The following is a 25570-nucleotide window of genomic DNA, read 5'->3' as shown; positions in this document are numbered from 1 at the left end:
ACTGTAGGAGCGATAGCGACCGCCTTTGTCCCCGGATTTCCACCGCGAAGAGCGGTTTAGATCAAGAAATCTGGGGACAACAGCGGCCGGAAGTCCAAAGATTCCTTGCAGGGACCGCTCTTAATAGTGTTTTGTAGTTGAAATTGAGAGCTCTTAATCCAGCATCCCACAGGAAGCAGATCGAACGGCAAGTAGATAAATACATCTGAAACATAAAGGAAGTGAGCGGACATGAAAGTATCAACCGGATGGTTGGCTGATTATACATCGATTGAAGGAGTAACCGCCGAAAAGCTAGCGGAGAAGATTACCGCTGCCGGTATTGAAATTGACGGAGTAGAGCGCCGCAATAAAGGGATTTCCGGTATCGTAACCGGCTATGTGAAATCGAAAGAAAAACATCCTGATGCGGATAAACTGAACGTATGTATCGTGGATGCAGGTCAAGGTGAAGATCTGCAAATCGTCTGTGGCGCAAAAAATGTGGCTGCGGGACAAACCGTTCCTGTAGCTCTTGTTGGCGCTAAGCTTCCAGGTCTGGATATCAAAAAAGCGAAGCTGCGCGGGGTATTATCACAAGGGATGATCTGCTCGGCTAAAGAATTGGGACTCAATGATAAATTGCTTCCTAAAGAGCAACAAGAAGGAATTCTTGTACTTCCTGAAGGTACAGAGATCGGTCAAGATATTTCAAAGTTGCTGGGTCTAGATGATGAAATTCTGGAATTCGATCTGACTCCGAACCGTTCAGACTGCCTAAGCATGATTGGTGCTGCTTATGAAGTGAGCGCAATTCTTGGACGCGAGATTAAACTGCCCGATCCTGCGAGTGAAATCATTGAGATCAGCGGAGCATCTGCGCAATCTATTTCCGTTAAGATTGAGAATGAAGAACAGTGCAGTCATTACGCAGTTCGTTATATCTCAGGCGTTAAGCCTGCAGCATCACCGCTGTGGATTCAGAATCGTCTGATGGCGGCAGGAATTCGTCCAATTAACAACATCGTAGACATCACTAACTATGTGATGCTCGAATACGGACAGCCGCTTCATGCTTTTGATGCAGATAAAATAGAAGGCGGAGAACTCGGCGTTCGTCTTGCTCATGAGGGTGAAGTCCTGACTACACTTGATGGCCAAGAACGGAAGCTTGAGCCACATATGCTCGTTATCGCTGATGGAGCTAAAGCAGTAGCTCTGGCTGGAGTAATGGGAGGTCAGGATACGGAAGTTACTGCTGAGACGGTAAATCTCGTGCTGGAATCCGCTAAGTTTGATGGAGGAACCGTTCGTAAAACCTCGCGTCAACTGGGACTTCGCTCGGAAGCATCGCTTCGATTCGAGAAAGAAGTGGATCCAAATGCAGTGATTCCTGCATTGAATCGCGCTGCAGTACTTATTGCACGTTATGCTGGCGGATCTGTGCATGAAGGTATTGTGCAAGCAGGAACAGTCGCTGGAGAAGAGAAGGTACTTACTTTGTCCTTGGAGAAGCTGAACCGTTATCTGGGAACAGATCTGTCCTTGCTAGAAGTGAAGACATTGTTTGGCCGTCTTCATTTCAAGTGCGGGGATACCGCACAAGGGCTGATCGAAGTTCAAGTACCAACTAGACGCGGCGATATCAGCTATGATGTTGACCTTATCGAAGAAATTGCTCGTCTGTACGGATATGATAACATTCCAACGACTTTGATTGAAGGAGTTACAACGCCAGGCGCATTGACGCATAAGCAATCACTCCGCCGTGAACTGCGCCGCCTGTTGTCGCATGGCGGTTATCAGGAAGTGATGGGCTACTCTTTCATCCAGCCGGAACAAAGCAAAATGTTCCCTGAGTTATCGGAAGGCTCACAAGCGGTCAAATTGGCTATGCCAATGAGTGAAGAACGCAGTGTACTGCGTACCAGCCTTCTGCCACAACTATTGGATATTGCTAGCTACAATACCAACCGTCGTCAAAGCGATCTAGCGTTGTTTGAAATCGGCAATGTTTTCTTCACAGATGAAGAACAGTTGACTCGTCAGCCGCGTGAGCTGCCGGTGCTTGGGTTGTTGCTTAGCGGTAGCCTAACCGTGAAGCAATGGAACGTTTCTGCACAGCCTGTAGATTTCTTTGATTTGAAGGGTGCGCTGGAATCAGTATTTGCTTATTTGGGTCTTACAGACAGAATTATCTACGAGGGAGATAGTCCAGAAGGGTATCATCCTGGGCGTTCAGCGTCGGTATATTTAGTCGGAGACGAGGGTCGTGTGAAGATTGGAACTATGGGCCAGCTTCATCCGGAACTGCAAAGAGAGCTTGATCTAGTGGATACTTATGTAGCTGAGATTCTACTGCAGCCGCTGTATGATAACACGCAAAGCCGTATGCAATATAATGAGCTTCCACGTTTCCCAGGTATGGAACGGGATATTGCTGTGGTTGTAGATTCAACTGTACCAGCGGGCGATCTGCTAGCTTCCATCCGTGCAAACGGAGGAACTTTGCTGCAATCCGTACAGGTATTCGACGTGTACACTGGTGGCAAGTTAGAGAGTGGAAAGAAGAGTATTGCGATCTCACTGCTGTATCGTCACGGTGAACATACATTGACAGATGAAGAGGTTGGAGAAGTGCATGATAAGCTATTATCAGTCCTTCAACAAACTTTTGGCGCAGAATTAAGAAAATAGCAGGAATTGTGTAAAGCCGCAGCGAATCCATTTAGAAACTGAGATTCGCTGCGGCTTTTTCTGGGTAGAGTGAAATGCGGAGGATATCAGCGAGAATCTATTGATTACAAGGGATTTTGCCAAATGCTTAAGAAAAAAGCTACAATAGAAACAGTAAGACTAGCTTAGAATCCGCACACATACAAAGGAGGGCACAACTGTGGCTATGGACCGGACACGTGTCGCCGTGGAGATATATGGAACTTCCTATAAACTCGTCGGAAGCAGCACTGAATATATGAAACAAGTGGCCCGTTATGTTGACGAACATATGCGCACGATTTCTAAATCACACAACAGACTGGATACGCCGCGTATAGCGGTGCTTGCAGCAGTACATATGGCGGAGCAGGCTATTCAGGTTCAGGATTTTAAAAATGAACTCAACATGATGACAGGTGAACGCAGTGAACTGCGATTGGAAGTATCTCGCCTGCTGGAGGTTCAGCGGGAGCGACAAGAAGAATATGAACGCCTTGAAGCGGCGGCTAAGGAAGAAGCAGCACGACTGATTGCTGCGGTTGAAGAAGAGCGCAAGCGTCATCTGGAGATCCAGGAGAACGAGCGCAAGGTACATGCGGATCAGCTTCAGGAAGCAACCCATGCGGCTGACGCCGCGCGAGAGAAGCTGGAAGAGGAGCTGCTTGCGCGTGAGCTGGAGCTGCAAGAACTGCGGGCAAGCTATGAGGCTGAACAGGCAATGATTCGTGAGAATCATCGAGAGGCGCTGGCCAATGCAGAAGCCATCCGTCTACAGCAGCTGGAAGAGCAGAAGGCAGCGCATTTGCAAGAGCTGGAGAATACTCGTGAGACGCTGACTAAGGAGAAGACAGATACAATGTCTGCTCTGGAACTTGAGCTAACCCAAACTAGATCAACCTTAGAGAAACAGCTTGAGGAAACTAAATCAACATTAGGGAAGGAACTCGAGGAGACGAAGTTGACACTAGGTAAGGAGCTTGAGAACACGACAACGAAGTTAGGCAAGGAACTGGCTGAAGAGCGGGAAGCTCTACAACGGGAGCTTGCTAAGAATAAGGAACTTCGACAGTCGCAAGGTACTCAGGAACATAGACATAAGCAAAGCATTCAAGAGCTCGAGAAACAGCTGGCTGAGCTTCGTGGTGGAACAGGACAACTTCAGTCTAGACTCCGTGCGGCAGAGGCGAGCCTTAAGAGTGAACGAGATGCTCGTCAGACGCTGCTCGGACAATATGAAGCGGTTGTTAAACGCGAAGAACAGCTCAGTGAGGAGCTACGTACGGCCACTGAGCTAGGCACGCTGTTGAATGATGAGCTGGAAGAATTGCGCCAGCGTTACCAGCAGTCCCAGAATGAAACATCAGAGCTGCAGAAGTCACTACAGGAAACGAGTGAGAATCTGCACCGTGTTCAGGAAGAACTGGCTGGATCTGTGGCGGAGGTAGCAAATTGGCAGGAGCTCTCGGATAAACGGATGGAAGACATTAGTGAGCTTGAAATGAACCTAATGGAGACCGAAGAGAAATCATTGGCGCTTCAAAAGGAGATTGAGACCCTTCGTGGTCAAGCGGATGGATTAGTACAACAGTTAGACCGGGAAGTTCAGCTTCGTACGGATGCAGAACAGGAAACTGCAGCACTCCGTGAACAAGGTGGACAGGTTCAGAAGGAACTGTCAGCACTTCGTGAACGTTATGAGGAACTGATCTCTCAATATGATGAAGTGCTGCAAGATGGGGAACGTCTGCAGGAAAGATATCAACTGCTGCAGGAAGAAGGCGAAGAGACAGCTCGACGCTTAGAAGAATTGTCTGAAGCTAGCCTTGAGGCCGCTGCTACTGTTGCAGAGCAGCAGGATGTTCTGAGGGAAGCAGAGGCGTACGGCGCTTCATGGAAGCAAAAGTACGAGGAATTATTCGAGCGACAGCAGCAGTGGAGTGATTTGGAAGCGAAGCTGCGTGAAGAGATAGATATTTGGCAGCAGGAGGCCGGTGAGGCTGAGGCTAAGCAGAAATCTATTGAACGTGAACGCAGTGAGGTGCTTCAGCAGCTTGGTGAAGTCGGCGAGAACTATGAGTTGGCCCAAGGACAACTTCGTCTGCTACAGGTCCAGTTTGAGATGCAGCAGAATGAACTACAGAAGATGACGGATGAGCATCGTAATCTTCAAGAGGAATATGCCAAGCTTCAAAATGAATATAATGAATGGATTCAACTGATCGAACAGGATAGTTGAATGTCGGATGCAAGAAAGAGGGCTGTACCTGATGTGTAGAGAGATCTATTTCAGGTCAGCCCTGTTTGTCAATGATTTAGGGTAAATAAATAGCCGATCGTCAGGGCAATTCCCTAACGATCGGCTATTTAATGATTTATCTAGTCCACAATGATTTTTGCGTTCATGCCGCTATGTCCGGAACCGCACATAATCGAACAGGTCATTTCGAATGTGCCGGCTTCCTCTGGAACAATTACTTTCGAGGACTTTTTGCTATTAAGCTGGAGTTCGAATTCAGGGATAAGGATGCCGTGATTGCCGCTATCGTTTTTAAAAATAATTTTGACGGGCACACCTTTTTTTAGATGATATTCTTCCTGATCAAAGCTGTAATTCGTAGCTGTAATTATAAGTTCTGTTTCTGCCTCGATCTCTGGCTCCGATGTGTTAGCTTTGCCAGCAGCACTATCATTGTTGTTTCCACAGGCTGTAAGTGCTATAACAAACACAATTGAAAGTAGAATTGCAAATTTTTTAATGATCCAAACCTCCTCCCAAGAAGTCCAAGCATAGTGAAAATGTGACAATTATGTAGACATCATAACTTAAAATTTAAGTAAGCGCTTTGATTAAATGTGAAAAATCCGTGAACAAGGGAGACTGTTCAAACTTTGTCGTAAATTGCAAATAAATGATGAAAATATAACTAAAATTTATTATAATGAAAGCTATTACATTAACGTACAAAAGTAGGGGATACATATTTCAAGTACTAACGATGCGCTAAATACGGAGGTTTGGCACCGTAGAATTTTAAAAGGTTATTGGATGGTAGTTATTCTTTTATTAATCTCACAGTTGCTGTTTTTGTCGAATATTAACCGGCTTCAAATAAAAACAACCATGGACACGAATCTATGGCACTTATTTATAGCCTGTAATTTACTAATTGTAGCCCTTATGTTTACTGCGGAGCTGTGGCTTCGTTATAATAAACAATCCCCTAAATATGGGGTGGTTAGTTGTGGTTTTTTAGTGTCCTACCTTATGTATTTTGTATTAGAGCCTTTTATCGATGGTGCTCAGATGACGCTCATGATGCCGATTATGGTCGCTCTTATTTATTTTGATCGTAAGCTCCTGTATCTAATGGGACTATTTAGTATTGTGTTTTATGCGGGGGTATATTTCGGGTTGGAACGGCCATTCCTACATAAACCACTGCTTGAATTCTTAATGGTAGAGTGTGTATTTATAATATTTGTAGGGATGGCTCTGGCTGTAATTATTCGTGCGCGGGAAGCGCGTGTAAATCTGGAGAGATTAACGAAGGAAGGCCAAGATCTAATGGTGGAGAGGGCGATTTCGGATAAGCTGCTGAAGATAGATGCACTCACTGGACTATATAATCATAAAACCTTTCATGAATATTTAGATTCATTATTGGAGCAATGTGAAAGCAACAACCTTCAACTGCAGCTGGCTCTTTTCGATATAGATAACTTCAAGCAAGTTAATGATACCTACGGACACAGGGTTGGGGATCTTGTTCTTAAGGTAATTGCGGACAAGGTTGGCGGTATGATTGAGTTAAATGATTTTGCGGCCAGATATGGCGGTGAAGAGTTTGCAGTAATTTTTACAGACAAAAGTTTTTCAGAGTCTTACGAGGCGGTAGAGAAATTACGGATCAATATTGCTCAAATCGAGCATTTGCAGGCTGGGAATAAGCCGATTACCGTCAGCATTGGAATTTGTAATTATCAGCTTGGGGATGGGAAAGAGCTTCTTTTTCGTAAAACGGATAAAGCGCTCTATACCGCTAAAAAGAAAGGCAAGAACAGAGTGGTCAATTGTGCTGAGCGTCATGAAGCGGAGATTGTGTCATATGGATAAAAACAACACAGAACCCTTATTACCGGAAAAGAACCGGAAATAGGGGTTCTGTGTTGTGAATAGCTTTGGTTACTTTGCTGCCTCAAACGGCGTGGATACCGGCAAAAACAAATCGACAATACCGATGACCAATGCCGCCAGGATAGCTCCTAGAATGGAAACGCTGACTCCACTCACTACGAATTGAGCGACCCAGATAACTAATGCACTAACGATGAAACCGACGATACCGCGCCCGAAGGGCGTTGCTTTTTTGCCGAAGATTCCTTCGACAACCCAGCCGAGTAACGCAATCACCAGTGCAAGGATTAGAGCGCTCCAGAAGCCACCAATCGTGAACTGTGGAACAATCCAACCAACAACCATCAGAACAAGCGCTGCTACAATAAAACGACCCACATGACTCAAGAAATTCACTGTACTAACCTCCTTTGGCCCAAGCTAAGGATATGTGCAGTTCTTATTGTGACCTTAATGCTTGTTTTTATGCTTTAACCGATACCAAATAGCGAAATTGGCTTGAATTCTGTATAATGGAAACATCTATGAAGGGAGCTGTGACTGTAATTGGACGACAAAATTTTGCATACGCTTGAATATCGCAAGATTTTAAATAAATTAATGCAATATACGCAAACCTCAATGGGACGATTGACTGCGGAGCAACTAAGACCATCCGGTGATTTTGAAGGTGTGAAGAAGCTACTTCAAGCCACGGATGAAGCGGCTAATGTAGATCGTCTGAAGGGTATTCCTTCATTCGGCGGGATAAGCGATATTCGAGCAGCACTAAAACGTGCCTCTATAGGTGGAATGTTGGGAACAACTGAACTGCTGGCAGTGGGAACTACCATTGGTGGCGCAAGAAGAGTCAAACGATTCCTGGCAGCTATGCATGAGGAGGAAAAGATAGAATTCCTATTTTCACTCAGCGATGTTTTATCGGAGCAAAAACATGTAGAAGATGCCATCCGTTTATGTATAGACGAGAACGCAGATGTGCTTGATACAGCTAGTTCTGAACTGGCTACGATTCGCCGTGAATTACGCGGAGGGGAGACCCGGATTCGTGAGAAGCTGGATTCTATGATTCGTTCTTCTTCCGTTGCTAAGATGCTGCAGGATCAGCTGGTAACCATTCGTGGAGATCGGTTTGTTATTCCAGTAAAAGCGGAGTATCGTGCGCATTTCGGTGGTATAGTACATGATCAGTCCGGATCAGGGGCTACTTTATTTATCGAGCCTGAGTCTATTGTCGCGATGAATAATAAGCTGCGTGAAACACGGCTGCGTGAAGAACGGGAGATCGAGATCATATTGCATAGGTTGACAGCACTTGTAGCTGATATAGCCGAAGAAATGACCTATGATATCGATATTCTTGGCGAGCTTGACTTTACCTTCTCCAAGGCGCGTCTTGCCCGAGATATGAAGGCTACGCAGCCTCGTATGAACGATCGCGGGTATTTGAAGCTGCGCAAAGGACGCCATCCGCTTATTCCTGCGGAGCATGTGGTTCCACTGGATGTGGAGCTGGGCAACCAATACAGCTCGATTATTGTAACCGGACCGAATACGGGTGGTAAAACCGTTACACTCAAGACGATTGGATTGTTGAGTCTCATGTCGATGTCTGGTTTGTTCATCCCTGCAGAAGAAGGCAGTCAAATGTGTGTGTTTGATGCCATTTATGCAGATATTGGGGATGAACAGAGTATTGAGCAGAGTCTGAGTACATTCTCCAGCCATATGACGAATATCATTTCCATTCTGCGGAGAATGACTCCTAAGAGTCTAATTCTGCTTGATGAAGTGGGCGCAGGTACGGATCCGGCAGAAGGTTCCGCGCTGGCAATTGCCATTCTGGAGCATATTCACCGGATAGAATGCCGTATGGTCGCTACCACGCATTATAGTGAACTGAAAGCTTATGCTTATGAGCGTAAAGGGGTCATCAATGCCAGCATGGAGTTCGATGTTCAAAGTCTCAGCCCTACCTACCGCCTGCTGATTGGTGTTCCTGGACGAAGCAACGCCTTTGCAATTGCAGAGCGATTAGGTCTGCCAGGTGCGATTCTGGAGCATGCGCGTGGCGAAGTGAAGGAAGAGGATCTGCGTGTTGAGCATATGATTGCCTCTCTCGAAGAGAATCGACTTGGAGCGGAACAAGAACATGAACGGGCAGAGAGCATCCGCCGTGAAGTAGAAGAACTACGCAGCAGACAACAACAAGAGCTGGAGAAGCTGGAAAGCCAACGGGACAAACGGCTGGAGAAAGCGGAGAAAGATGCCAGTGCAATCTTGGAGAAAGCGCGTAAAGAAGCGGAAGAAATCATCAGTGATTTACGCCGCTTAGCTATGGAAGAAGGCGCTTCAGTCAAAGAGCATAAGCTGATTGAAGCACGGAGACGTTTAGACGAAGCGGAACCTTCACCGCGTAAGAAAGCTGCTACTCGTAAGCCTGCTAAGGCTCCGCGGACGATTGGTCCTGGTGATGAAGTGAAGGTAGATAGCTTAAACCAAAAAGGTTTTGTAGTGGAATTAAGCGGCTCTAAAGAGGCTGTAGTGCAGTTTGGGATCATGAAGATGAAGGTAAGCCTGGATGATTTGGAACTGCTCTCTTCGAAAGCAGCCTCTGTACCAACGCCTCTTCGGCAGGCGACAACCGTTAAACGCTCCCGTGATGAGAACATTCGCAGAGAACTGGATTTGCGAGGTACGAATTTGGAAGAAGCGATTATGGAGACGGATCGTTTTATTGATGAAGCCTTCTTAGGAAATCTGGGCCAAATTTCTATTATTCATGGTAAAGGGACAGGTGTGCTCCGCACAGGAATTCAAGAATATTTGCGTAAACACAGACATGTTAAGAGCTATAGGCTTGGAAATTATAATGAAGGCGGCGCAGGCGTAACCGTGGCTGAGCTGCAATAGCGGGATTGCCCGGCAGAAAGAAGGGGAAAGTGTGCAAGGAGATATTGATCTTTTGCTGGGTCATCCGCTAGGTGCCTTGCTTGGCTACTTTGCAGTAGCAATTCTTGGGCTTGTTGTATTTCTGTCTATTTTTGAAATGGTAACGAAATATAATTGCTGGGAAGAAATTCGCAAGGGGAACTTGGCAGTAGCCATGGCTACTGGTGGCAAAATCTTCGGAATTTGCAACGTACTGCGTTTCAGCATTGAATCAGGTGTTTCGATTTATGAGACGATGAAGTGGTCGGTCGTCGGTTTTTTGCTGCTGCTGCTTGCCTATTTTTTATTTGAATTCCTGACTCCAGTGTTCTCTATTGATGAGGAGATCGCTGCAGATAACCGTGCTGTTGGGCTAATAGCGATGCTGATCTCGGTTTCGTTGTCTTATGTGATTGGTGCAGCTATATTTTAAGAAAATAGAAAGTTTTGCACCTCCCTACAAAGGATTCCAGATGAAGCTGGACAAGCTTTGAAATGAGCAGCTCCACTTTGTGGGGTATTAGGAGGATTTCATGAAGATTCTTACCCGAGTTTTGTTTGTGTCAGCTATTGCTTTTATAGCAGCCGGTATTATTTATTTAATGATGAACTAAATTTAAACGTGAAGTATGAAGGAGATTATTAAGATGGAAACAACTGTGTGCCCTTGGTGTCATACTGAAATCGTATGGGACGAGGAATTCGGACCCGAGGAAAATTGTCCTCACTGCAACAATGAACTTAGTGGATACCGTACGGTTAATGTAGGGATAGACGGTATCGAAGAAGAGGAAGAAGAAGTCGTAGAACAACCTAAACAAGAGGTCATTAATGATGATGATCTCTGGGGAGACGTCGACAAAGACAGCGTAGTTCCAATCTACAACACGCTCAACCAATTCGGTGACGATTATGATTTGAATAAGTATGAAGAACGTGTATCGGCTATCCTAGCGATTCAGGAAGAAGCTCCGGAATGTACACAATGCCATGAGTTAACTATCCTTGCGGGTAAGCAGCTTGTTGGCAGCTTCGAGCCTTCTTCACCGGCTACATTGGGTGGCTCTGTATTAACAGCTCCATTCTCCCTTAATGTTTATGTGTGCCCTTCGTGCTTCCATGTACAGCACAGTCTAGCGCAAGAAGACCGTATTCAGCTCGTACGTAATCTGAGTACCGATAAAGCATAAGCATCCTCATAAAAAGCTTAGTCCTCTTATTGTTAATAAGAGGACTAAGCTTTTTTTAAAACCTCAATACTGCTTATTCACGTCCGTTTTTTAAGAAGGAGAAGGTTTGGCAGTTCGTGTCAATGAGAATAGATCAAGCTCCGGCCGATGTTTACCCGCAATCGTATCTGTTAATAACTCCGCAGCAATCATGCTGTACACCGTCCCATTGCCCCCATAACCCTCGATGAAGTAGCAATGAGGGAACTTGGGATGAGGGCCGATATAAGGAAGCCCATCACGCGTAGAGCCGAATACAGCACCCCAGGAGTATTCTATCTCAATGCCTTTGATTTCAGGAAACAAAGCTTCCAGCTCTTCCAATAACCTTTGACTTTGTGAAATCACTCTGACATCACGGCGCTCTGGATCCGTCAACGGTTCATCTTTACCTCCTGCAATAATACGTCCCTCCGGCGTTGTCCGAAAATACAAATACGGTCGGGCGGTTTCCCAGAGAAGGCTCCGCTCATGCCACTTGGGGAATTCCTTCAAAGGTTTGGTCATCACTGCATACGTATTGATCAGCTCAGCGCCTCGGTCTTTTTTAAACTCCTGCGTTTCATAACCCATTGCAAAAATAACCTTCTTCGCAATAATACGTCCGTTCTCTGTGTGGCAGATTACTCCATCTTTAGTAAACTCATAATGTTTAGCCTCAGTCTGCTCATAAACGTGTACACCATTGATTACTGCCTTAGCGATCAGGCTGTGAACTGTCCGGAAAGGGTTCGCTTCTGCATCACTGTGTGAATAAAGTGCAGCAGGTTTAGAAAAAGAATACAGCGAAGCAATTTTATCCTCCTCCCAGAAATCAGAATCGAATCCGTGAGCAACGAGATTCTCATATTCTTCTCGCAGAGCAGGTACATCCTCTGGTGTACTGGCATATAAAAGGCTGCTGCGAGGAATAATCTGGGGATCGATATCGAGCTGGGCCGGCAGATCCAGAATATTTCTTACCCCTGCTTGGCATAGCTGATAAAAGAGCAAGCCGCTCTTTTCTCCAAACGTGTTCATGCATGAGGTTAACGATTTGTCGTTAGATATCTGCAGTAAACCAGTATTGGCATGTGAGCTTCCGCTTCCGACTCTTCTTTTTTCGATCAGAACAGTCTCAGCTCCGCTTAACGACAGGCGATAAGAAGCCATTGCTCCACCCATTCCAGCGCCTACAATTAGGCAATCACAGTGAACGATATCCTCTAGCACAGGATAAGTTGGAGGGTCTTGTAAAGTGTTTCTCCATGGGGGGGTGCCGCTGTTTAGTCTCATGAAATTGATCGCTCCTTCATTCGTTCCATAATTAAGTATGGGCGGCATTTTACCGTCTCATTCGCAGGATGTTCTTATTTTTGTCATATCTCTCTTATGCTGTTGGGCAAATAAATGGTGTGCTTTGGCGGTATACTAAAGCCTGTTTGAATCAACTACAAGGAGGGACTACAACTCATGCAATCAATGCAAATGCAGGCACTAAGTGGAAAAGAATTGGAATATATCGCAGACTCCATCTCTAATGAGGACTTGCTTCTTAAGCAATGTGCGGCTACCGCCGCGACAACGCAGAACGAGCAGGTCCGACAAGTTTGTTTGCAGCATATCCAAAATCACACGCAGCACATGGATACACTCACTCAGCTAATCCAGCAGCATCAACAGTACGCCCCAACAAGCCCACAATAATTGCATTATTAAGGAGGTTATAAAATGAATGCACAGAATCCAGCAGCATTTATGCCAGATGAGGACTTAATGAACACCATTTTGTGTGATTTGAAGCGGACGGTTCGTGAGTATGCGACAGCTGCTACGGAATCGGCATGTCCAGCGGTTCGCCGGGTCTTTAATGAGATGACCATGAACACGCTCCGACTTCAGGGCGATCTGTACACGCATATGTCCCAAATGAATATGTATCCTGCACCTGCAAAAGCATTACGCCAAGATGTGGACAAGCAGCTCCAAACTGCACAGCAATTGCAACAAAAATCAGGTCAGTTCGTTCAGCAAAAAACAGGACAATCTGGATCTATTGCTCACAATGCGAACAGCTACCAATCGAATGGACAACATCAACCGTCTCATTTAATGTAACCAAGATGGTTAGCAGATGAAGCATCCTGTCCCATAACCTTAAGGCAAAAGCCCGTTTATACCGAGAGCTCCGGTATAAACGGGCGTTTTTTGTATAAAAATCCATTTAGCTGAGTAAACCTAGTCTTCTATGCGGATATCATATGGGGTTATTTTGTTTGCAGAGATGCTCAATTCATGTCATATTAGTATTAAACTCTTTTCGCGGGACGACGCATGAATAGCGCAACGTCATTTGCGAACTATCCGGAGGGGAAGGCATGAAGGAAATGAACGAACTAAAGAGGAAAGTGCTGGAACTGCTTAAAGAGGACGCGAGAAGATCTACTTCACTCTTAGCTACGCTACTTGGTGCGGAAGAAGAAGACGTAAAGACGGCGATTGGGCAATTAGAGAAAGATCATGTAATTGTTAAGTATGCTGCCGTTGTAAACTGGGATAAAGTGGATGATGAAAAAGTGACCGCACTGATTGAGGTGCAGATTACACCCGAACGGGGTCGCGGCTTTGAAGGCATTGCGGAAAGAATTTACCTGTATCCACAAGTGAAATCCGTGTACCTGATGTCAGGTGCCTACGATCTCCTGGTAGAAGTGGAAGGCCGGAATTTACGTGAGGTGGCCAATTTTGTTTCCGAGAAGTTGTCTCCAATTGATTCAGTACTCTCAACTAAAACGAACTTTACCCTTAAAAAATACAAACAGGATGGGATCATCTTCGAGGAGCATGAGGAAGACAACCGTCTGATGATCTCTCCATAAAGGAAGTAATCATATGATCACGAATAAAACGCAGCTAACTGGAGAAGACAGCAAATCTATGAATTCTTATTTGGCCCCGCTAGTACAGCAAATTCAGCCTTCGGGTATTCGTAAGTTTTTTGATCTGGCTGCAGGCAGCAAGGATATCATATCACTTGGAGTCGGGGAGCCTGATTTTAAGACCCCGTGGCATGTCAGAGAAGCTTGTGTCTATTCGCTGGAAAGAGGGTTTACAGGATATACATCCAATGCAGGTATGCCCGAGCTACGGGAGGGAATTGCGAATTATTTGCATACCCGTTTTGCAGTGGATTATGATCCTGCTAATCAGATTATAGCAACGGTCGGCGGAAGCGAGGCTATTGATCTGGCCTTGCGTGCATTGATTACACCGGGCGATGAGATTCTCATACCCGAACCTTGCTATATTTCCTATTCACCGATAACGGCTATTGGCGGGGGAATTCCGGTAGGTATTGAAACGACTGGAGAGAATAACTTTAAGCTAACGGCAGAGAGTTTGGAAGCCAAGATTACTCCGCGCTCCAAAGTTTTGATTCTGTGCTACCCGAGTAACCCAACCGGAAGTGTGATGACCCGAGAGGATTGGGAGCCGATCGCCAAGGTTGTAGAGAAGCATGATCTTATTGTAATTTCTGATGAGATTTATGCGGAATTGACTTATGGAATTAATCATGTAAGCTTTGCCGCACTGCCAGGTATGATGGATCGTACGATTCTGGTCAGCGGCTTCTCCAAGGCTTTTGCTATGACCGGATGGAGAATGGGTTATGCTTGTGGTCACCCTGACTTAATCTCCGCTATGCTTAAGATTCACCAGTACACTGTGATGTGTGCTCCCTCTATGGGCCAGGTGGCTGCACTTGAGGCACTGACCAATGGGATGGAAGAGAAGGATCGAATGGTCGATTCTTATAACCAGCGGCGGAGGCTGATTGTTAAAGGTTTGCGTGATGCCGGACTGGAGTGCCATGAACCACAAGGTGCATTTTATGCTTTTCCTAGCGTGCGCAAAACGGGACTGACTTCTGATCAGTTTGCACAACGATTATTGCTTGAATATAAGGTGGCGGCTGTACCTGGAAGTGTCTTCGGTTTAGGTGGTGAAGGTTACTTACGCTGCTCCTATGCTACATCAGTAGCTCAACTGAATGAAGCTATAGAACGCATTGGTTCTTTTGTCACACAACTGGAACGAGAGAGAATGGAATAGAGAAAATTGGACTATAGCCTATCCTATAATCCTATGGTATTATTTTACTTTGAGAGTAATTAACCCCTATATTAGAAACTAACAAGGATGCATTTTACTCTGGAATTAAGCGTTGCTTTGAAGTTGCTTTTATTACTTTAATGACATTTTGTGGCACGCGCTCAATAATACTTTTAGGAGGGATGATTGTGCTTAGTGCCGATTATTACTTACCTTCCTATGGAGGGCAGTGTTTTTCTGGAAGTGGGAAACTGTCCCCCAAGGGTGATGCTTCTGCTCGCATACTCTCTCTGGAAGATGAAATTAGAATACTCCGTAGCAAAATGGAGCAGCTTTTTTTGCAGGAAAAATCATTCACTTCAGATAATGTGATTGAAATTAGCAGTTTACTGGATCTCAAGATAAATGAATACATGAAGGGGCGTCCAGTTGGGAAATAACGTCGCTACATGCTGTTAAAGAGGACCCTGGGGTCCTCTTTTTGTTGTTCCTTTTTAAGCTCATACCTCGCAATATTGCAGTCACTATTGGAGAGGATATGTTATACTCTTCATTTGCCATTTTTATATAAGAAAGCTTAAACTAGCATTATGTGATTTGAAGAATGGATAGGAGGAGTAAGCCATGGTGATCTATACACGCACGGGTGATGCGGGTCAAACTTCAGTAATTGGCGGCCGGGTTGGCAAGGACGATGTCCGAGTTGAAGCTTACGGAACCATTGATGAACTAAATTGCTTTGTAGGGCAGGCACGGAGCCTGATGGAGGACGATAAGTTTGATGATGTACGCGAGCAGCTGCTGGAAATTCAGCATGAGCTATTCGATTGCGGCACCGATCTGGCTTTTATTAAGCTAGGTGATGGTGGTCAATATATGGTAACAAGTGAGATGGCTAAACGGCTGGAGGGCTGGATTGATGATCTTCAAGCAGAGAATCCGCCACTAGAAAAATTCATCCTCCCCGGGGGCAGTCCGTTAGCTTCGGTTCTACATGTGTGCCGTACGGTTTGCCGCCGGGCAGAACGTCGGGCAGTTACACTTGGACGAAATGCAGACATTAACCCGGAAGCAGTTATTTATTTGAACCGGTTATCCGATTATTTCTTTGCACTGGCTAGGACGGCTAATACACGGGCAGGGATTACTGATGTAGAATATATTCGCAGTAAAAAGGTGTTCCGGGACTAATATGACTAGCTATTACTCACCTATTACTTACATTATACCGCCTGAAGAGGATGACTGGCTCTTGAAGACGATCCTGCATAAACGGATGGATGTCTCACGTAAATTGTTGTCACGGCTTAAGCAAACAGAACAAGGCATTACCTTAAATGGTGAACGTGTCTATATCAGCGTACATGTTAAGGCAGGCGATATTGTACAGATTCGCATGGAAACAGAGACTTCAGATGATATTTTACCGCAACCGATTCCCTTTGAAATTCTATTTGAAGATGAGCATCTGCTCGTAGTAAACAAGGCAGCAGGGATCATCGTGCATCCCACACATGGACATTACACGGATACACTGGCTAACGGAGTAGTTCATTATTGGGCGCAAAAAAATGAACGCTTCCGCTTTCGACCCGTCCATCGTCTGGACCAGGAAACCTCCGGTGTGTTAATCATCGCCAAGAATCCATATAGCCATCAGCATATTTCTGAGCAGATGATTGCGGGTACAGTGGACAAACGTTATGCTGCATTTATTCATGGGGCTCCTTTGGAGCCTTTCGGCGATATTGACGGACCTATTGACCGTGATCCTGAGGAGCCGCATCGGCGTATCGTGACACCGGATGGTTATCCTTCTCTGACTCGATATGAGGTTAAAACCGTATATGCACAAGGTTCAAAAGTTGAACTGAAGCTGGAGAGTGGTCGTACTCATCAGATTCGGGTCCATATGACCTCTATCGGCTGTCCTTTGATTGGTGACAACATGTATCGTCATGAACTGTATAATTTACAGGAATTGAGTTCAACTCAAAGTGAACAGTTGGATTCCGTTGCAGCACTAGATGCTTCCATCCCACGTCAAGCTCTGCATGCGGTACGTCTGACGTTCAAACACCCAGTGCTTCTGCAGGAAATGATCTTTGAAGCACCTTTGCCGCCTGATATGGCGGCTTTGGAGGAGATACTGGAGCAAGGCCCGAAAGCGAATTTGAGGTAAAAATAATATTCAGGCTATGAAGTAATGAAGGGGAACACTTCGTAAGCATAGACTTCTCCGGATTTCAACCGTGATTAGCGGTATAATGGAGAAATTCTTGCGACAACAGCGGCCGGAAGTCCAAACATTCCCCGAAATTACGAATTATTAGCCGACCATTAAAGGAGCACAACATGAGCAAACTAAAAGTATATCAATATCCAAAATGCAGCACCTGCCGCAGCGCAGTAAAATGGCTACAAGCTCAAGGTCATGAGCTAGAGCTTCAAAACATCGCAGAACAGCCGCCTACCGTTGAGGAGCTGCGTGAATTGCTGGCCAATAGCGGACTTGAACTGAAAAAGTTTTTTAATACAAGTGGTGAAGTCTATAAAGCATTGGGTCTTAAGGACAAAATGGCACAGCTTAGTGAGCAGGAGAAGCTTGAGCTGCTCGCGAGCCATGGTATGCTAAATAAACGTCCGATTGTCACTGATGGCGTTAAAGTTACGGTAGGCTTTAAAGAAGATCAATATGCTGAAGCTTGGACCAATACTTCCAAGGCATAAATCCTAAAGGGGATGTCCCAACAGTCATATCATGGCTGTTGAGGCATCCCTTTGCTGATAGGTTTATGCTTATTATTTTCAAAGGATAAGAATAAGCTCCCATATGTGTAACTTTATGATCCCTTATCAGATTAAGTATTTTCTGATAGAATACTCTTTGTGCAATAGTATGGACAAGTGCTTAATAACAATACAATGAACGATTAAGGGAGAGGTTTATACATGAGAGCAGAAACAACGGGCCGTGTAATGCTTGTAGATGGAATGGCTCTGCTGTTCCGGGCCTTTTATGCGACCTCTTATGGAGGATATATCCGCAAGACAAAAGCTGGATTGCCTACGAATGCAGTGTATGGTTTTTTACAGTATTTTTTCGATGCAGTAAGTACATTTGAGCCTTCTCACGTCGTATGCTGCTGGGATATGGGCAAAGGAACGTTCCGCACCGAGAAATACGATGGTTACAAATCGAATCGGATTGAAGCGCCGTTAGAGCTGATTCCACAGTTTGATCTAGTAAAAGATGTAGTAGCTGAGCTTGGGGTGCCGAATATTGGACTTGCTGGCTACGAAGCGGATGATTGCATTGGTACGTTGGCTTCTTGTTACAGTGAAAATTCTGAGGTATATATTTTGACGGGTGACCATGATATGCTTCAGCTCATTGATGAGAATGTTAAGGTCGTCATTATGAAAAAGGGACGCTCTAACTATAAAGTGTATGACCTTGCTGAATTGCTGGAGGAAAAGGGTCTAACCCCTAGACAGGTGATTGACCTGAAAGGCTTTATGGGCGATACCAGTGATAATTATCCCGGCGTAAAAGGGATTGGTGAGAAGACTGCGCTGAAGCTGCTGACCGAATACGGTACAGTTGAAGGTGTTATTGAGAATCTGCATCTACTTCCAAAAGGTGTGCGTACCAAAATCGAAGCAGATCTGGATATGCTGCATTTATCGCGAGAGCTAGCGGAAATTCGTTGCGACGTACCTGTGGTCTGCGGGCTGACGGAAGCCTTGTGGCAACTACAGCGGGAAACAGCTGCGCGCAAATTTCAAGAGCTGGAGTTCGGCAGCTTGATGCATTTGATCGCTGAGGTGCAGGACGAACGGGGAATTGTGCAGATTGAGTTAGGCGATTTAGGTTAAGGAGAGAGTTCTCTTCTTATAAGAAGACGAATAAACATAAAGGCAGGTCGAGGATATTTTCCTTGGCCTGCCTTTTTTATTGTCGAATCTCTGTATTATTTTATCTTTTAATGTCTTATTTTGACTAAATTTCAATTTAAGGTTTCTAATCCTAAAATTCTGTTTATTTAAAATCGGAAGGAAATATTTAGGTGATTATTTTCCATAGTAGGTGATGAGATGGAGATACTCTTGGTTACGCACAAGCTGCAGAAAATAGTAGAAAAGTATTGCACGCGGGCCATAGACGTAGTAAATGATTCAGAATTAGTACTAAGCAGTACCTTAGAGTTTTTACAGAACATTAAACCATCTGTAGATAGCATATTCATAACTGATGATGCATTATCTACGAGTATGGAACAGAACAGGAGTGATTTAAATAACCTTATCCGTTGGCTCATAGCTAACCAACAGTCAAATGTAAAGATTTTAATCCTCATCAGGGACATAAGGAAAGACATAGAAATGGAGAATCTCATCTCTAGATATCCGAATCTCCAAATAAAGACTTTCGAATACATACGTATTACACCAGGACTATTTCGTGAAGCTTTAGAGCAATTATCTGATACCAAACAGAAATTCAAACATGAGACAAAGCCTCACGAAAATAAGAATCATTCAAAGAATATCGACAAGAAAGGGTCATTTCTAGATCGTTTTAAACCAAAACCCAAAGCTCCACCTGAATTACAGGCCACGGATAGCCTTACTAGGGAACTTGATAAGGTTAGTCGCGGAATTAGTCGCATTGTGGCGATAACCGGTCATAGCGGGTGTGGAATCACTAGTACAACTATCAATGTGGCGAGTGAAGCAAGTAAACGAGGTCTGAGTGTATTGATCGTGGACCTGGATATCGAATATCGAAGTACAAATATGTATTTCAGCAGCTTTCATGAGCGTACCAAGCGGGATGAGGATATTAATGCTTCTCTCATTCGGACGCTAGCCAGACCTCAGGAATATTTGACCACGGCGTATCATTTAAAAGAAAATATGTGGCTGACGGGGCTTGGCTACAGTTTTTCCGATCGGAAATTAATGGAGCAATTTTATACCAGCTCTAAACTTGTCGGTCTGTTGTCCCTACTCCGGAACAAATTTAATTTAATCTTATTGGATCTGCCTATGAACTCCTTAGATCAATTTCGCGAAGCGTTAATTCATATTGACAGCTTTGGTTTGTGTATTCCTAATAATCTTTACGCTGTATTAAGCACTTTGAAGAATGTAGAAGAGTCGCTGGATAAGGAGAATGCAGCCTATTTGAATGCTAAATCTAAAGTCATTGTCACTAAATATAATGATCGTTCCAGATTTCAAGGCGATATTTTCACACCAGATAGGGTTAGTGCAGTTACGGCATCTGGTTTATTAGAAAGCTTTACATACGAAATGAAAGTAGCTGGACATGTCTCTTATGACACAGACTTCGATTCTCAGATCGAAACCGATGTGCCGCTTGTACATTCAAACAAAGACCATGAGCGGGCTTACGGAAATATACTTCTTAGATTACTGGAGGGGAGCAGTTAATGGATTTAAGCGGGCTTAAGAATGCGACACCCAATAAGCAAATGTTCAAACGGGTTGCAGCCTTGCTCTTTAGTATATTGATCATTGTGGTTTCTTATATGGTCATTACGAAAGCCAGCAAAGATGCCAGCGACGTGGTAGAAGTGCTACGAGTGAAGTCGAATGAGGGGATTCCGGCATTTGTAGTCATAACGGATTCTATGATTGAGAAATACAATATTATCAAAAAAGAATACACAGAGGATATGCTTTTGTCCGAGGATTTAGATGCAGTAAATGGCAAGCTTTCCGCCTATTATCTTCGAGGGAACAGCGTGCTTTACAAAGATCAGTTGCTGGATGAAAAACCGCAAAAGAATGAATGGCTCTATCAAGTGAATGAAAAGAACGAGGTGTTGACGCTTCCTTATAATTTTCTTGAGGTAGGTGGAGATATCTTGATGCCAGGAGACCGTGTTCGTATCCGTGTGTCTTATGAGGTTGAGGCGAAGGATGCCGCGGGTGGCAATCCCAACGCGATTTATTCCGAGTCAACGAATACGATCAAAAAAACAGAAGTGTTGTTTGAAAGCATTGTGGTGAAGGATATGCTCAACGCAAGCAGTCACTCCATCTACGAAGTCTATAAAGAAGTTCAGAAGCTAAACGAGGATAAAAAACAGAATGTCATGAAGAGCAAAGATTTCTTGAAGAACATTCAACCTAAAGCACTGCTTCTGGAGGGCACGAGTGCACAAATTAATAATTATGCCAAATACAAAGGTCTAAATGGAAATTCATTTCTGATCACCATACTTAGCAGAAAGAGTAGTGATGTCATCATTGACCAACTGCCTACTTTGGAGAAAGAGGTGGAATCGTGGATCGGAAACGAGGACTAGGAATCGACAGTATTTTTCAGAAAATATCCTCGAAGGATCTCGTCGGTGCTGAACTTCAGGAGAATAACCTGATTTACAGTGTGGTAGGCTTCATCCCTGCTTGTGATGGTGTAGATAATGCCATGCTAATAAGTAACTTAAGCTATCTGTTATCTCAAAAGGGCCTGAATACTTGTGTAGTTGACCTTAAAGTATTTTATCCAAACTTATATCAATTTCTAGATGTCCCTACTCAGAAGAAGGGTCAAGGATTAATTAAAGTGTTAAAAAGCGACAAGGTAGATTTCAGAGATGAATTACAACAGACCAAATATGAGAAGCTGTTCCTGTTATCACCTAGTCCACAGGATTTAATGGAGGAGTATTTTGACTTCGAGTTTGAGAATTTGGAGCGTGTTATTACTACACTTAAGCAAATGTTTGATATTGTGCTGATTGACATTCCCAACAACCCTCCATTGGAATTTTGTCTAGGTGCCATGAAATATTGTCACATCGGATTCTTTACGGCAACAGAGAGGATGGAAGCTACGATAAATATGGTGAAGCTGCTGGACTATGCCAAATCGGTTGGGATAAGTACGGCTAAGTTCACCAGCGTAGTGATGATGAATATCCAGCATATTGAATTCGACTATAAGGTTATGAAGGACATGGGTTTTAACATAGTCTCTGTCCTGCCACTTGTAAAGGATGCCGTAGTTCGTGCACATGAAGGCAGGCTATACATAAAAGATAACCCCCTAATCAATAAATATTTCAAAAAAGAGATCCAAAAACTAGCAGATCGGTTAGCGGATCAATAAAGGGGAGAGCGCACTTGCTGACACGTGGGAAAATTAGCGATATGCAGCAAAAGGTACTGCATCAGGTAGGTCCGAAGGAGAACATGGAGGATCTGACCACTAAATATACGACTATAAGCTTTGATGAGGCTTTGGAGTTATGTCAAAAGTATATTACTAAAGTAACAACACACGCTTATAGGCGGGAGAATGACCCAGCTCGAAAACGGGAAATGACGAAGGCATACATAAACGAATTTGTCGACGCACAGAAACCTTCGGTCGAGGGATATTATGATCTAGCAGAATTAAAAAATGCCCTAACGAATGAAATTACGCATTATGGACCTATCACCAAAGCCATGGAGGATCCCAGCATTGATGAAATTAGAGCCAATGGCCCTGATCAAATCTTTGTGGAGAGCGGCGGAAGAAGTCTGCAGTGGGATCAACAGTTCACAGACCGTGATCATATGGAACGAATTATATCTAAGCTCATAGGTGTCTCCAAGGTACGACTGATTCCTAAGATCCCAATGGTAAATGCCAGAACAATTGAAGGGTATCGAGTGAATGCCACACATGCGGAGATTTCACCGTATGATCAACCGGCTTTTGTAATTCGGAAGTTTAGTAAGAAAAGTATTGTTCCAAAAATGCTGATCGAGAATAAATCCTTCTCATCCAATATGTATAAGCTGTTGTCGTTGATCCCGAAATCAGATTTGTCTTGGATTACTGTGGGACCGACAGGAAGCGGAAAGACTACGTTAAATGAAATTCTTGTGAAGGAGATCAATCCTTTATCTAGGATAATTACCATCGAGAATCCTTCGGAGATGAGATTGGTCCAAAGAGAAGATAATAGCGAACACGGCAGAGTGATGAATGATGTTCTGCAATATGAATCGGTCCCTGATGATGATGACTCCAGCCCAGCAACGATGGAAAATTTGCTGATTAATGCAATGAGACAGTCGCCTCACTGGATTGGACCAGGGGAGCTTCGAACACCCGGTGAATTTGCCACAGCGCTCCGAGCCGCACAGACGGGACATTATTTCTTTTCCACACTTCATGCGGAGGGAGATAAGGAAGCAATCTTCAGATTTCTTACGGCTTATCTAATGGCCTCTAATGAGCCAGCGGAGCTTGCACTTCGGAATATTTGCAGTGCTGTGAAGTTCGTGATTTTTCAAGAGAAACTGGCAGATGGCACTCGTAAAGTGACTTCTATTTCAGAAATTTTGGGCTCGGATGGCTTGAATCCACTGATTAATCAAATTTACCGATTTGATTGTGATGACGTTATTGAAGAGATGATCGACGGTAAGAAGACGCTTAGAATTGTCGGCAGACATTTACGTGTAGGTAAGATCTCTGAGAAGGTACAACAGCTTATGCTAAAGGCTGGAATTAAGAGGAGCAGATTTGAGTTCTTTACCAAGGATCCTTTGGAGAGCGAAACAGAGGTGTACGAATTCGATGAATACAACTTTAATCATTAGTCTACTTCTAGGTACGGCTGCATTTGTACTATTTAACGCCATTTTTGAGGTCAAGTTTTTTCAAGGGGCTATAAGATATGTTCTCGACGTTATGGATACCCTCGCAGAGTACCTAGGCAAGTATAATACGAAGCGTTATGTCGACCGTATCAAGAAGGAACGAATCGTCAGGCAGAAGGAAAATATTTATGCGAAATACAATCGAATGGTAGAGGGCCTGATTTTGGATTTTAATATGCCATTTACCCTAGAGAGTTTTACCTCGATGTTGTGCATTTGTTTCGCAATTATAGCTTTGTTAGTAGTGCTGCTCATGAATAGTGTTACGCTTTCTGTTGTAATCACCATTTCAATCTTTGTATGCTTGTTCACCTTTTTTGTAATGCAGTCTAGAGCCATTCAGACGGAACGGCTGGAGAACATTATGGATGCCGAAGATGTAATTTGCCCACTGGCCCGTGAAGGTGTACTTGTTGCGATTAAAAAGGTGATGGAGAGCGAGGAATATATCAGTCCTAACCTTAGGCCATATTTCCAGCAGTTTATAGATAATTGCGATAACAACGGCTATTCCTTTAAGCAAGCCATTACGCTATTAAATAGACAGCTTGGCCCTAAATTCGATAATTTCACGAAAAAAGCGGTTGTCTTCGAATATAACGAGAGAAAAGGAATGGCAGACATTTTTCTCGATATTGTAGATGAAAATGCCGTGCTGCGCGAGATTAACTCCAAGAAGGAACGGATTTTCAGAAAGATGAATCGTGATTTTATGTTTAAGACAGGAATCATTGTGCTGTTTTTCTTATATGCATTGACAGTAAAGGATTTCAGACAATTTATGTTAGTAAGTAATGTGGGGAAATTGATTAACACTGTTCTGATTAGTGTCATTTGTTTAAGCTTTGCACGGAGCCAGGTGCTCCAAGGAAACGTCGGTACGGGTGGTGAGCGCAGATGATATTCCTGGTAAAGCTTATTGCTATGCTCTCTATCCTGTATTTGATCAAGATTCTGTTGTATCCCTTTTTCAAACCGGTGAGCCGAAAACAGAAAAAGCGTGCACGTCATTATATGAAGCAGCGTAAAAATGCGGCGTTCCAAGAGAGGTTCAGCCAATATAAACGTAGGATTGCCAAGAAATATATTAAAGGGCTTTTAGGCAGTGCGGAAAGACTCAGATTCAAGAAAATCATTGATCGGCTGGATCTTCAGAAGACCCCGGAGGAAATACGCACTGAACAATTGATGTACACGTTAGTTGCTATTGTGATCATGCTGCTGTTATGGAAGGTCAACATCCTGCTTGGCTGTGTCTCCGCCATTTTCATCATGCTGGGCTGGCTCTACCCTGTAGTGGAGCTGGAGAAGATTATTGATAAGAAGAACAAAAATATATCACTGGATTTCCCAGCCTTTTATAGTATGGTCTACTACCAATATACAAAGTCGGTCAATATTCATTTCTCGGATGTCCTAAAGGATTACATTCCAAGTGCCAATCCGGATATTGCGGAGGAGCTTGGTGTGATGCTCGACAATATTGATTACGGAGAGGAATTTGCTTTTAAGCAGCTGAAGAAACGAATTCCAATGCATTATGTGATCAAGTTCTGCGACATTATGGAGACTAGGCTTAAAGGGTACGATAATGTGTCTCAGATGGCGTATCTCAAGAATGAACTGGATGGCTTCAGAATCAGGGCATTGGAAGAAGAGCTGGAGACTAGGCAGCGAAGCAGTGCAAGAATCCAATTTCTACTTATTATAGTATTGGCTATTTATATCGTTATGTACTATCTATTTACCATTCTGAGTTCAATGAAGATGTTTCAATAAGTCAAATTTATTT

24 protein-coding genes are annotated in these 25570 nt (G+C 44.0%); 21 read left to right on the top strand and 3 right to left on the bottom strand.

What is annotated here, in order from left to right:
• Positions 1-231 precede the first annotated feature (231 nt).
• Together pheT and zapA are read left to right on the top strand one after the other, a co-directional pair.
• Positions 232-2676, top strand: a complete 2445-nt coding sequence (gene pheT / locus CA598_RS10870; RefSeq protein WP_094876496.1) for a phenylalanine--tRNA ligase subunit beta — start codon at positions 232-234, stop codon at positions 2674-2676.
• Between the two features lie 199 nt (positions 2677-2875).
• Entirely contained in the window at positions 2876-4933 is a 2058-nt protein-coding gene (gene zapA, locus CA598_RS10865; protein WP_094876495.1) for a cell division protein ZapA, read from the top strand.
• A 140-nt stretch (positions 4934-5073) separates the two neighbouring features.
• Here the strand turns inward: zapA and CA598_RS10860 are convergent, their stop codons facing one another.
• Positions 5074-5502, bottom strand: coding sequence for a cupredoxin domain-containing protein (locus CA598_RS10860; protein WP_256989831.1), 429 nt, complete (start codon positions 5500-5502; stop codon positions 5074-5076).
• 241 nt (positions 5503-5743) lie between these two features.
• Between CA598_RS10860 and CA598_RS10855 the strand changes: the two genes are divergently transcribed.
• Positions 5744-6811 carry a GGDEF domain-containing protein gene (locus CA598_RS10855; protein ID WP_094876494.1) on the top strand — a complete coding sequence of 356 codons (1068 nt, stop codon included), beginning with the start codon at positions 5744-5746 and terminating at the stop codon, positions 6809-6811.
• A gap of 69 nt (positions 6812-6880) precedes the next feature.
• On the opposite strand, the gene CA598_RS10850 is transcribed toward CA598_RS10855, so the two are convergent.
• Entirely contained in the window at positions 6881-7228 is a 348-nt protein-coding gene (locus tag CA598_RS10850) for a phage holin family protein (protein WP_060625232.1), read from the bottom strand.
• A 150-nt stretch (positions 7229-7378) separates the two neighbouring features.
• On the opposite strand from CA598_RS10850, the gene CA598_RS10845 reads away from it, so the two are divergent.
• The 3 genes from CA598_RS10845 (at position 7379) to CA598_RS10835 (ending at position 10953) form a co-directional block, all read left to right on the top strand.
• Positions 7379-9745: an endonuclease MutS2 gene (locus CA598_RS10845; protein WP_094870555.1), complete on the top strand. Its 2367-nt coding sequence runs from the start codon at positions 7379-7381 to the stop codon at positions 9743-9745.
• Between the two features lie 31 nt (positions 9746-9776).
• A complete protein-coding gene (locus CA598_RS10840; protein ID WP_042125581.1) occupies positions 9777-10196 on the top strand; it encodes a DUF350 domain-containing protein in 420 nt (139 codons plus the stop codon).
• 214 nt (positions 10197-10410) lie between these two features.
• A complete protein-coding gene (locus tag CA598_RS10835) occupies positions 10411-10953 on the top strand; it encodes a hypothetical protein (protein ID WP_094870554.1) in 543 nt (180 codons plus the stop codon).
• A 90-nt stretch (positions 10954-11043) separates the two neighbouring features.
• On the opposite strand, the gene CA598_RS10830 is transcribed toward CA598_RS10835, so the two are convergent.
• A complete protein-coding gene (locus CA598_RS10830) occupies positions 11044-12267 on the bottom strand; it encodes an NAD(P)/FAD-dependent oxidoreductase (protein WP_094876499.1) in 1224 nt (407 codons plus the stop codon).
• Positions 12268-12444: 177 nt separating this feature from the next.
• Between CA598_RS10830 and CA598_RS10825 the strand changes: the two genes are divergently transcribed.
• From CA598_RS10825 to CA598_RS10755, 15 genes are all read left to right on the top strand, one after another.
• Entirely contained in the window at positions 12445-12678 is a 234-nt protein-coding gene (locus CA598_RS10825; protein ID WP_094870553.1) for a spore coat protein, read from the top strand.
• A gap of 24 nt (positions 12679-12702) precedes the next feature.
• A complete protein-coding gene (locus tag CA598_RS10820; RefSeq protein ID WP_094870552.1) occupies positions 12703-13089 on the top strand; it encodes a spore coat protein in 387 nt (128 codons plus the stop codon).
• A 260-nt stretch (positions 13090-13349) separates the two neighbouring features.
• Positions 13350-13850: an Lrp/AsnC family transcriptional regulator gene (locus CA598_RS10815; RefSeq protein WP_094870551.1), complete on the top strand. Its 501-nt coding sequence runs from the start codon at positions 13350-13352 to the stop codon at positions 13848-13850.
• A gap of 13 nt (positions 13851-13863) precedes the next feature.
• Positions 13864-15084 (top strand): aminotransferase class I/II-fold pyridoxal phosphate-dependent enzyme, encoded by a 1221-nt coding sequence (locus CA598_RS10810; RefSeq protein WP_094870550.1) that lies wholly within the window; start codon positions 13864-13866, stop codon positions 15082-15084.
• 251 nt (positions 15085-15335) lie between these two features.
• A complete protein-coding gene (locus tag CA598_RS10805) occupies positions 15336-15524 on the top strand; it encodes an aspartyl-phosphate phosphatase Spo0E family protein (RefSeq protein ID WP_052404481.1) in 189 nt (62 codons plus the stop codon).
• Positions 15525-15708: 184 nt separating this feature from the next.
• On the top strand, positions 15709-16275 hold the full coding sequence (locus CA598_RS10800; RefSeq protein WP_094870549.1) for a cob(I)yrinic acid a,c-diamide adenosyltransferase: 567 nt from the start codon (positions 15709-15711) through the stop codon (positions 16273-16275).
• A gap of 1 nt (position 16276) precedes the next feature.
• Entirely contained in the window at positions 16277-17266 is a 990-nt protein-coding gene (locus CA598_RS10795; protein ID WP_094876493.1) for an RluA family pseudouridine synthase, read from the top strand.
• Between the two features lie 173 nt (positions 17267-17439).
• Entirely contained in the window at positions 17440-17814 is a 375-nt protein-coding gene (locus tag CA598_RS10790) for an arsenate reductase family protein (RefSeq protein WP_094870547.1), read from the top strand.
• Positions 17815-18036: 222 nt separating this feature from the next.
• A complete protein-coding gene (locus tag CA598_RS10785) occupies positions 18037-18963 on the top strand; it encodes a 5'-3' exonuclease (protein WP_094870546.1) in 927 nt (308 codons plus the stop codon).
• Between the two features lie 507 nt (positions 18964-19470).
• Positions 19471-20544, top strand: a complete 1074-nt coding sequence (locus CA598_RS10780) for a MinD/ParA family ATP-binding protein (RefSeq protein WP_179283641.1) — start codon at positions 19471-19473, stop codon at positions 20542-20544.
• Positions 20544-21425 carry a CpaB family protein gene (locus CA598_RS10775; RefSeq protein WP_094876491.1) on the top strand — a complete coding sequence of 294 codons (882 nt, stop codon included), beginning with the start codon at positions 20544-20546 and terminating at the stop codon, positions 21423-21425. The genes CA598_RS10780 and CA598_RS10775 overlap by 1 nt, the downstream gene beginning before the upstream one ends.
• Positions 21404-22231: a CpaE/TadZ family protein gene (locus CA598_RS10770; protein WP_094870543.1), complete on the top strand. Its 828-nt coding sequence runs from the start codon at positions 21404-21406 to the stop codon at positions 22229-22231. The genes CA598_RS10775 and CA598_RS10770 overlap by 22 nt, the downstream gene beginning before the upstream one ends.
• Before the next feature lie 14 nt (positions 22232-22245).
• The gene (locus CA598_RS10765) at positions 22246-23718 is read left to right on the top strand and encodes an ATPase, T2SS/T4P/T4SS family (protein WP_094870542.1); all 1473 of its coding nucleotides are present in this window, start codon (positions 22246-22248) and stop codon (positions 23716-23718) included.
• On the top strand, positions 23696-24679 hold the full coding sequence (locus tag CA598_RS10760; protein WP_094876490.1) for a 6TM ABC transporter family protein: 984 nt from the start codon (positions 23696-23698) through the stop codon (positions 24677-24679). Before CA598_RS10765 ends, CA598_RS10760 begins: the two co-directional genes overlap by 23 nt.
• Positions 24676-25557, top strand: a complete 882-nt coding sequence (locus CA598_RS10755; RefSeq protein ID WP_094870540.1) for a hypothetical protein — start codon at positions 24676-24678, stop codon at positions 25555-25557. The genes CA598_RS10760 and CA598_RS10755 overlap by 4 nt, the downstream gene beginning before the upstream one ends.
• Positions 25558-25570: the final 13 nt, after the last annotated feature.

This window comes from Paenibacillus sp. VTT E-133291 (assembly GCF_002264395.1).
GTDB lineage: Bacteria > Bacillota > Bacilli > Paenibacillales > Paenibacillaceae > Paenibacillus_AQ > Paenibacillus_AQ nitricinens.
The sequence above is the reverse complement of the archived record's forward strand: the minus strand, read 5'-3'. Positions and strand labels throughout refer to the sequence as shown.

Bases quoted from the DNA above. Each gene is read 5' to 3' on its own strand.
- CA598_RS10825 (WP_094870553.1), top strand. From the start codon at position 12,445: ATGCAATCAATGCAAATGCAGGCACTAAGTGGAAAAGAATTGGAATAT.
- CA598_RS10815 (WP_094870551.1), top strand. From the start codon at position 13,350: ATGAAGGAAATGAACGAACTAAAGAGGAAAGTGCTGGAACTGCTTAAA.
- CA598_RS10755 (WP_094870540.1), top strand. From the start codon at position 24,676: ATGATATTCCTGGTAAAGCTTATTGCTATGCTCTCTATCCTGTATTTG.
- CA598_RS10795 (WP_094876493.1), top strand. From the start codon at position 16,277: ATGACTAGCTATTACTCACCTATTACTTACATTATACCGCCTGAAGAG.
- CA598_RS10780 (WP_179283641.1), top strand. From the start codon at position 19,471: ATGGAGAATCTCATCTCTAGATATCCGAATCTCCAAATAAAGACTTTC.
- CA598_RS10775 (WP_094876491.1), top strand. From the start codon at position 20,544: ATGGATTTAAGCGGGCTTAAGAATGCGACACCCAATAAGCAAATGTTC.
- CA598_RS10820 (WP_094870552.1), top strand. From the start codon at position 12,703: ATGAATGCACAGAATCCAGCAGCATTTATGCCAGATGAGGACTTAATG.
- CA598_RS10785 (WP_094870546.1), top strand. From the start codon at position 18,037: ATGAGAGCAGAAACAACGGGCCGTGTAATGCTTGTAGATGGAATGGCT.
- CA598_RS10800 (WP_094870549.1), top strand. From the start codon at position 15,709: ATGGTGATCTATACACGCACGGGTGATGCGGGTCAAACTTCAGTAATT.
- CA598_RS10855 (WP_094876494.1), top strand. From the start codon at position 5,744: ATGGTAGTTATTCTTTTATTAATCTCACAGTTGCTGTTTTTGTCGAAT.
- CA598_RS10835 (WP_094870554.1), top strand. From the start codon at position 10,411: ATGGAAACAACTGTGTGCCCTTGGTGTCATACTGAAATCGTATGGGAC.
- pheT (WP_094876496.1), top strand. From the start codon at position 232: ATGAAAGTATCAACCGGATGGTTGGCTGATTATACATCGATTGAAGGA.
- CA598_RS10810 (WP_094870550.1), top strand. From the start codon at position 13,864: ATGATCACGAATAAAACGCAGCTAACTGGAGAAGACAGCAAATCTATG.
- CA598_RS10830 (WP_094876499.1), bottom strand. From the start codon at position 12,267: ATGAGACTAAACAGCGGCACCCCCCCATGGAGAAACACTTTACAAGAC.
- CA598_RS10760 (WP_094876490.1), top strand. From the start codon at position 23,696: ATGAATACAACTTTAATCATTAGTCTACTTCTAGGTACGGCTGCATTT.
- CA598_RS10790 (WP_094870547.1), top strand. From the start codon at position 17,440: ATGAGCAAACTAAAAGTATATCAATATCCAAAATGCAGCACCTGCCGC.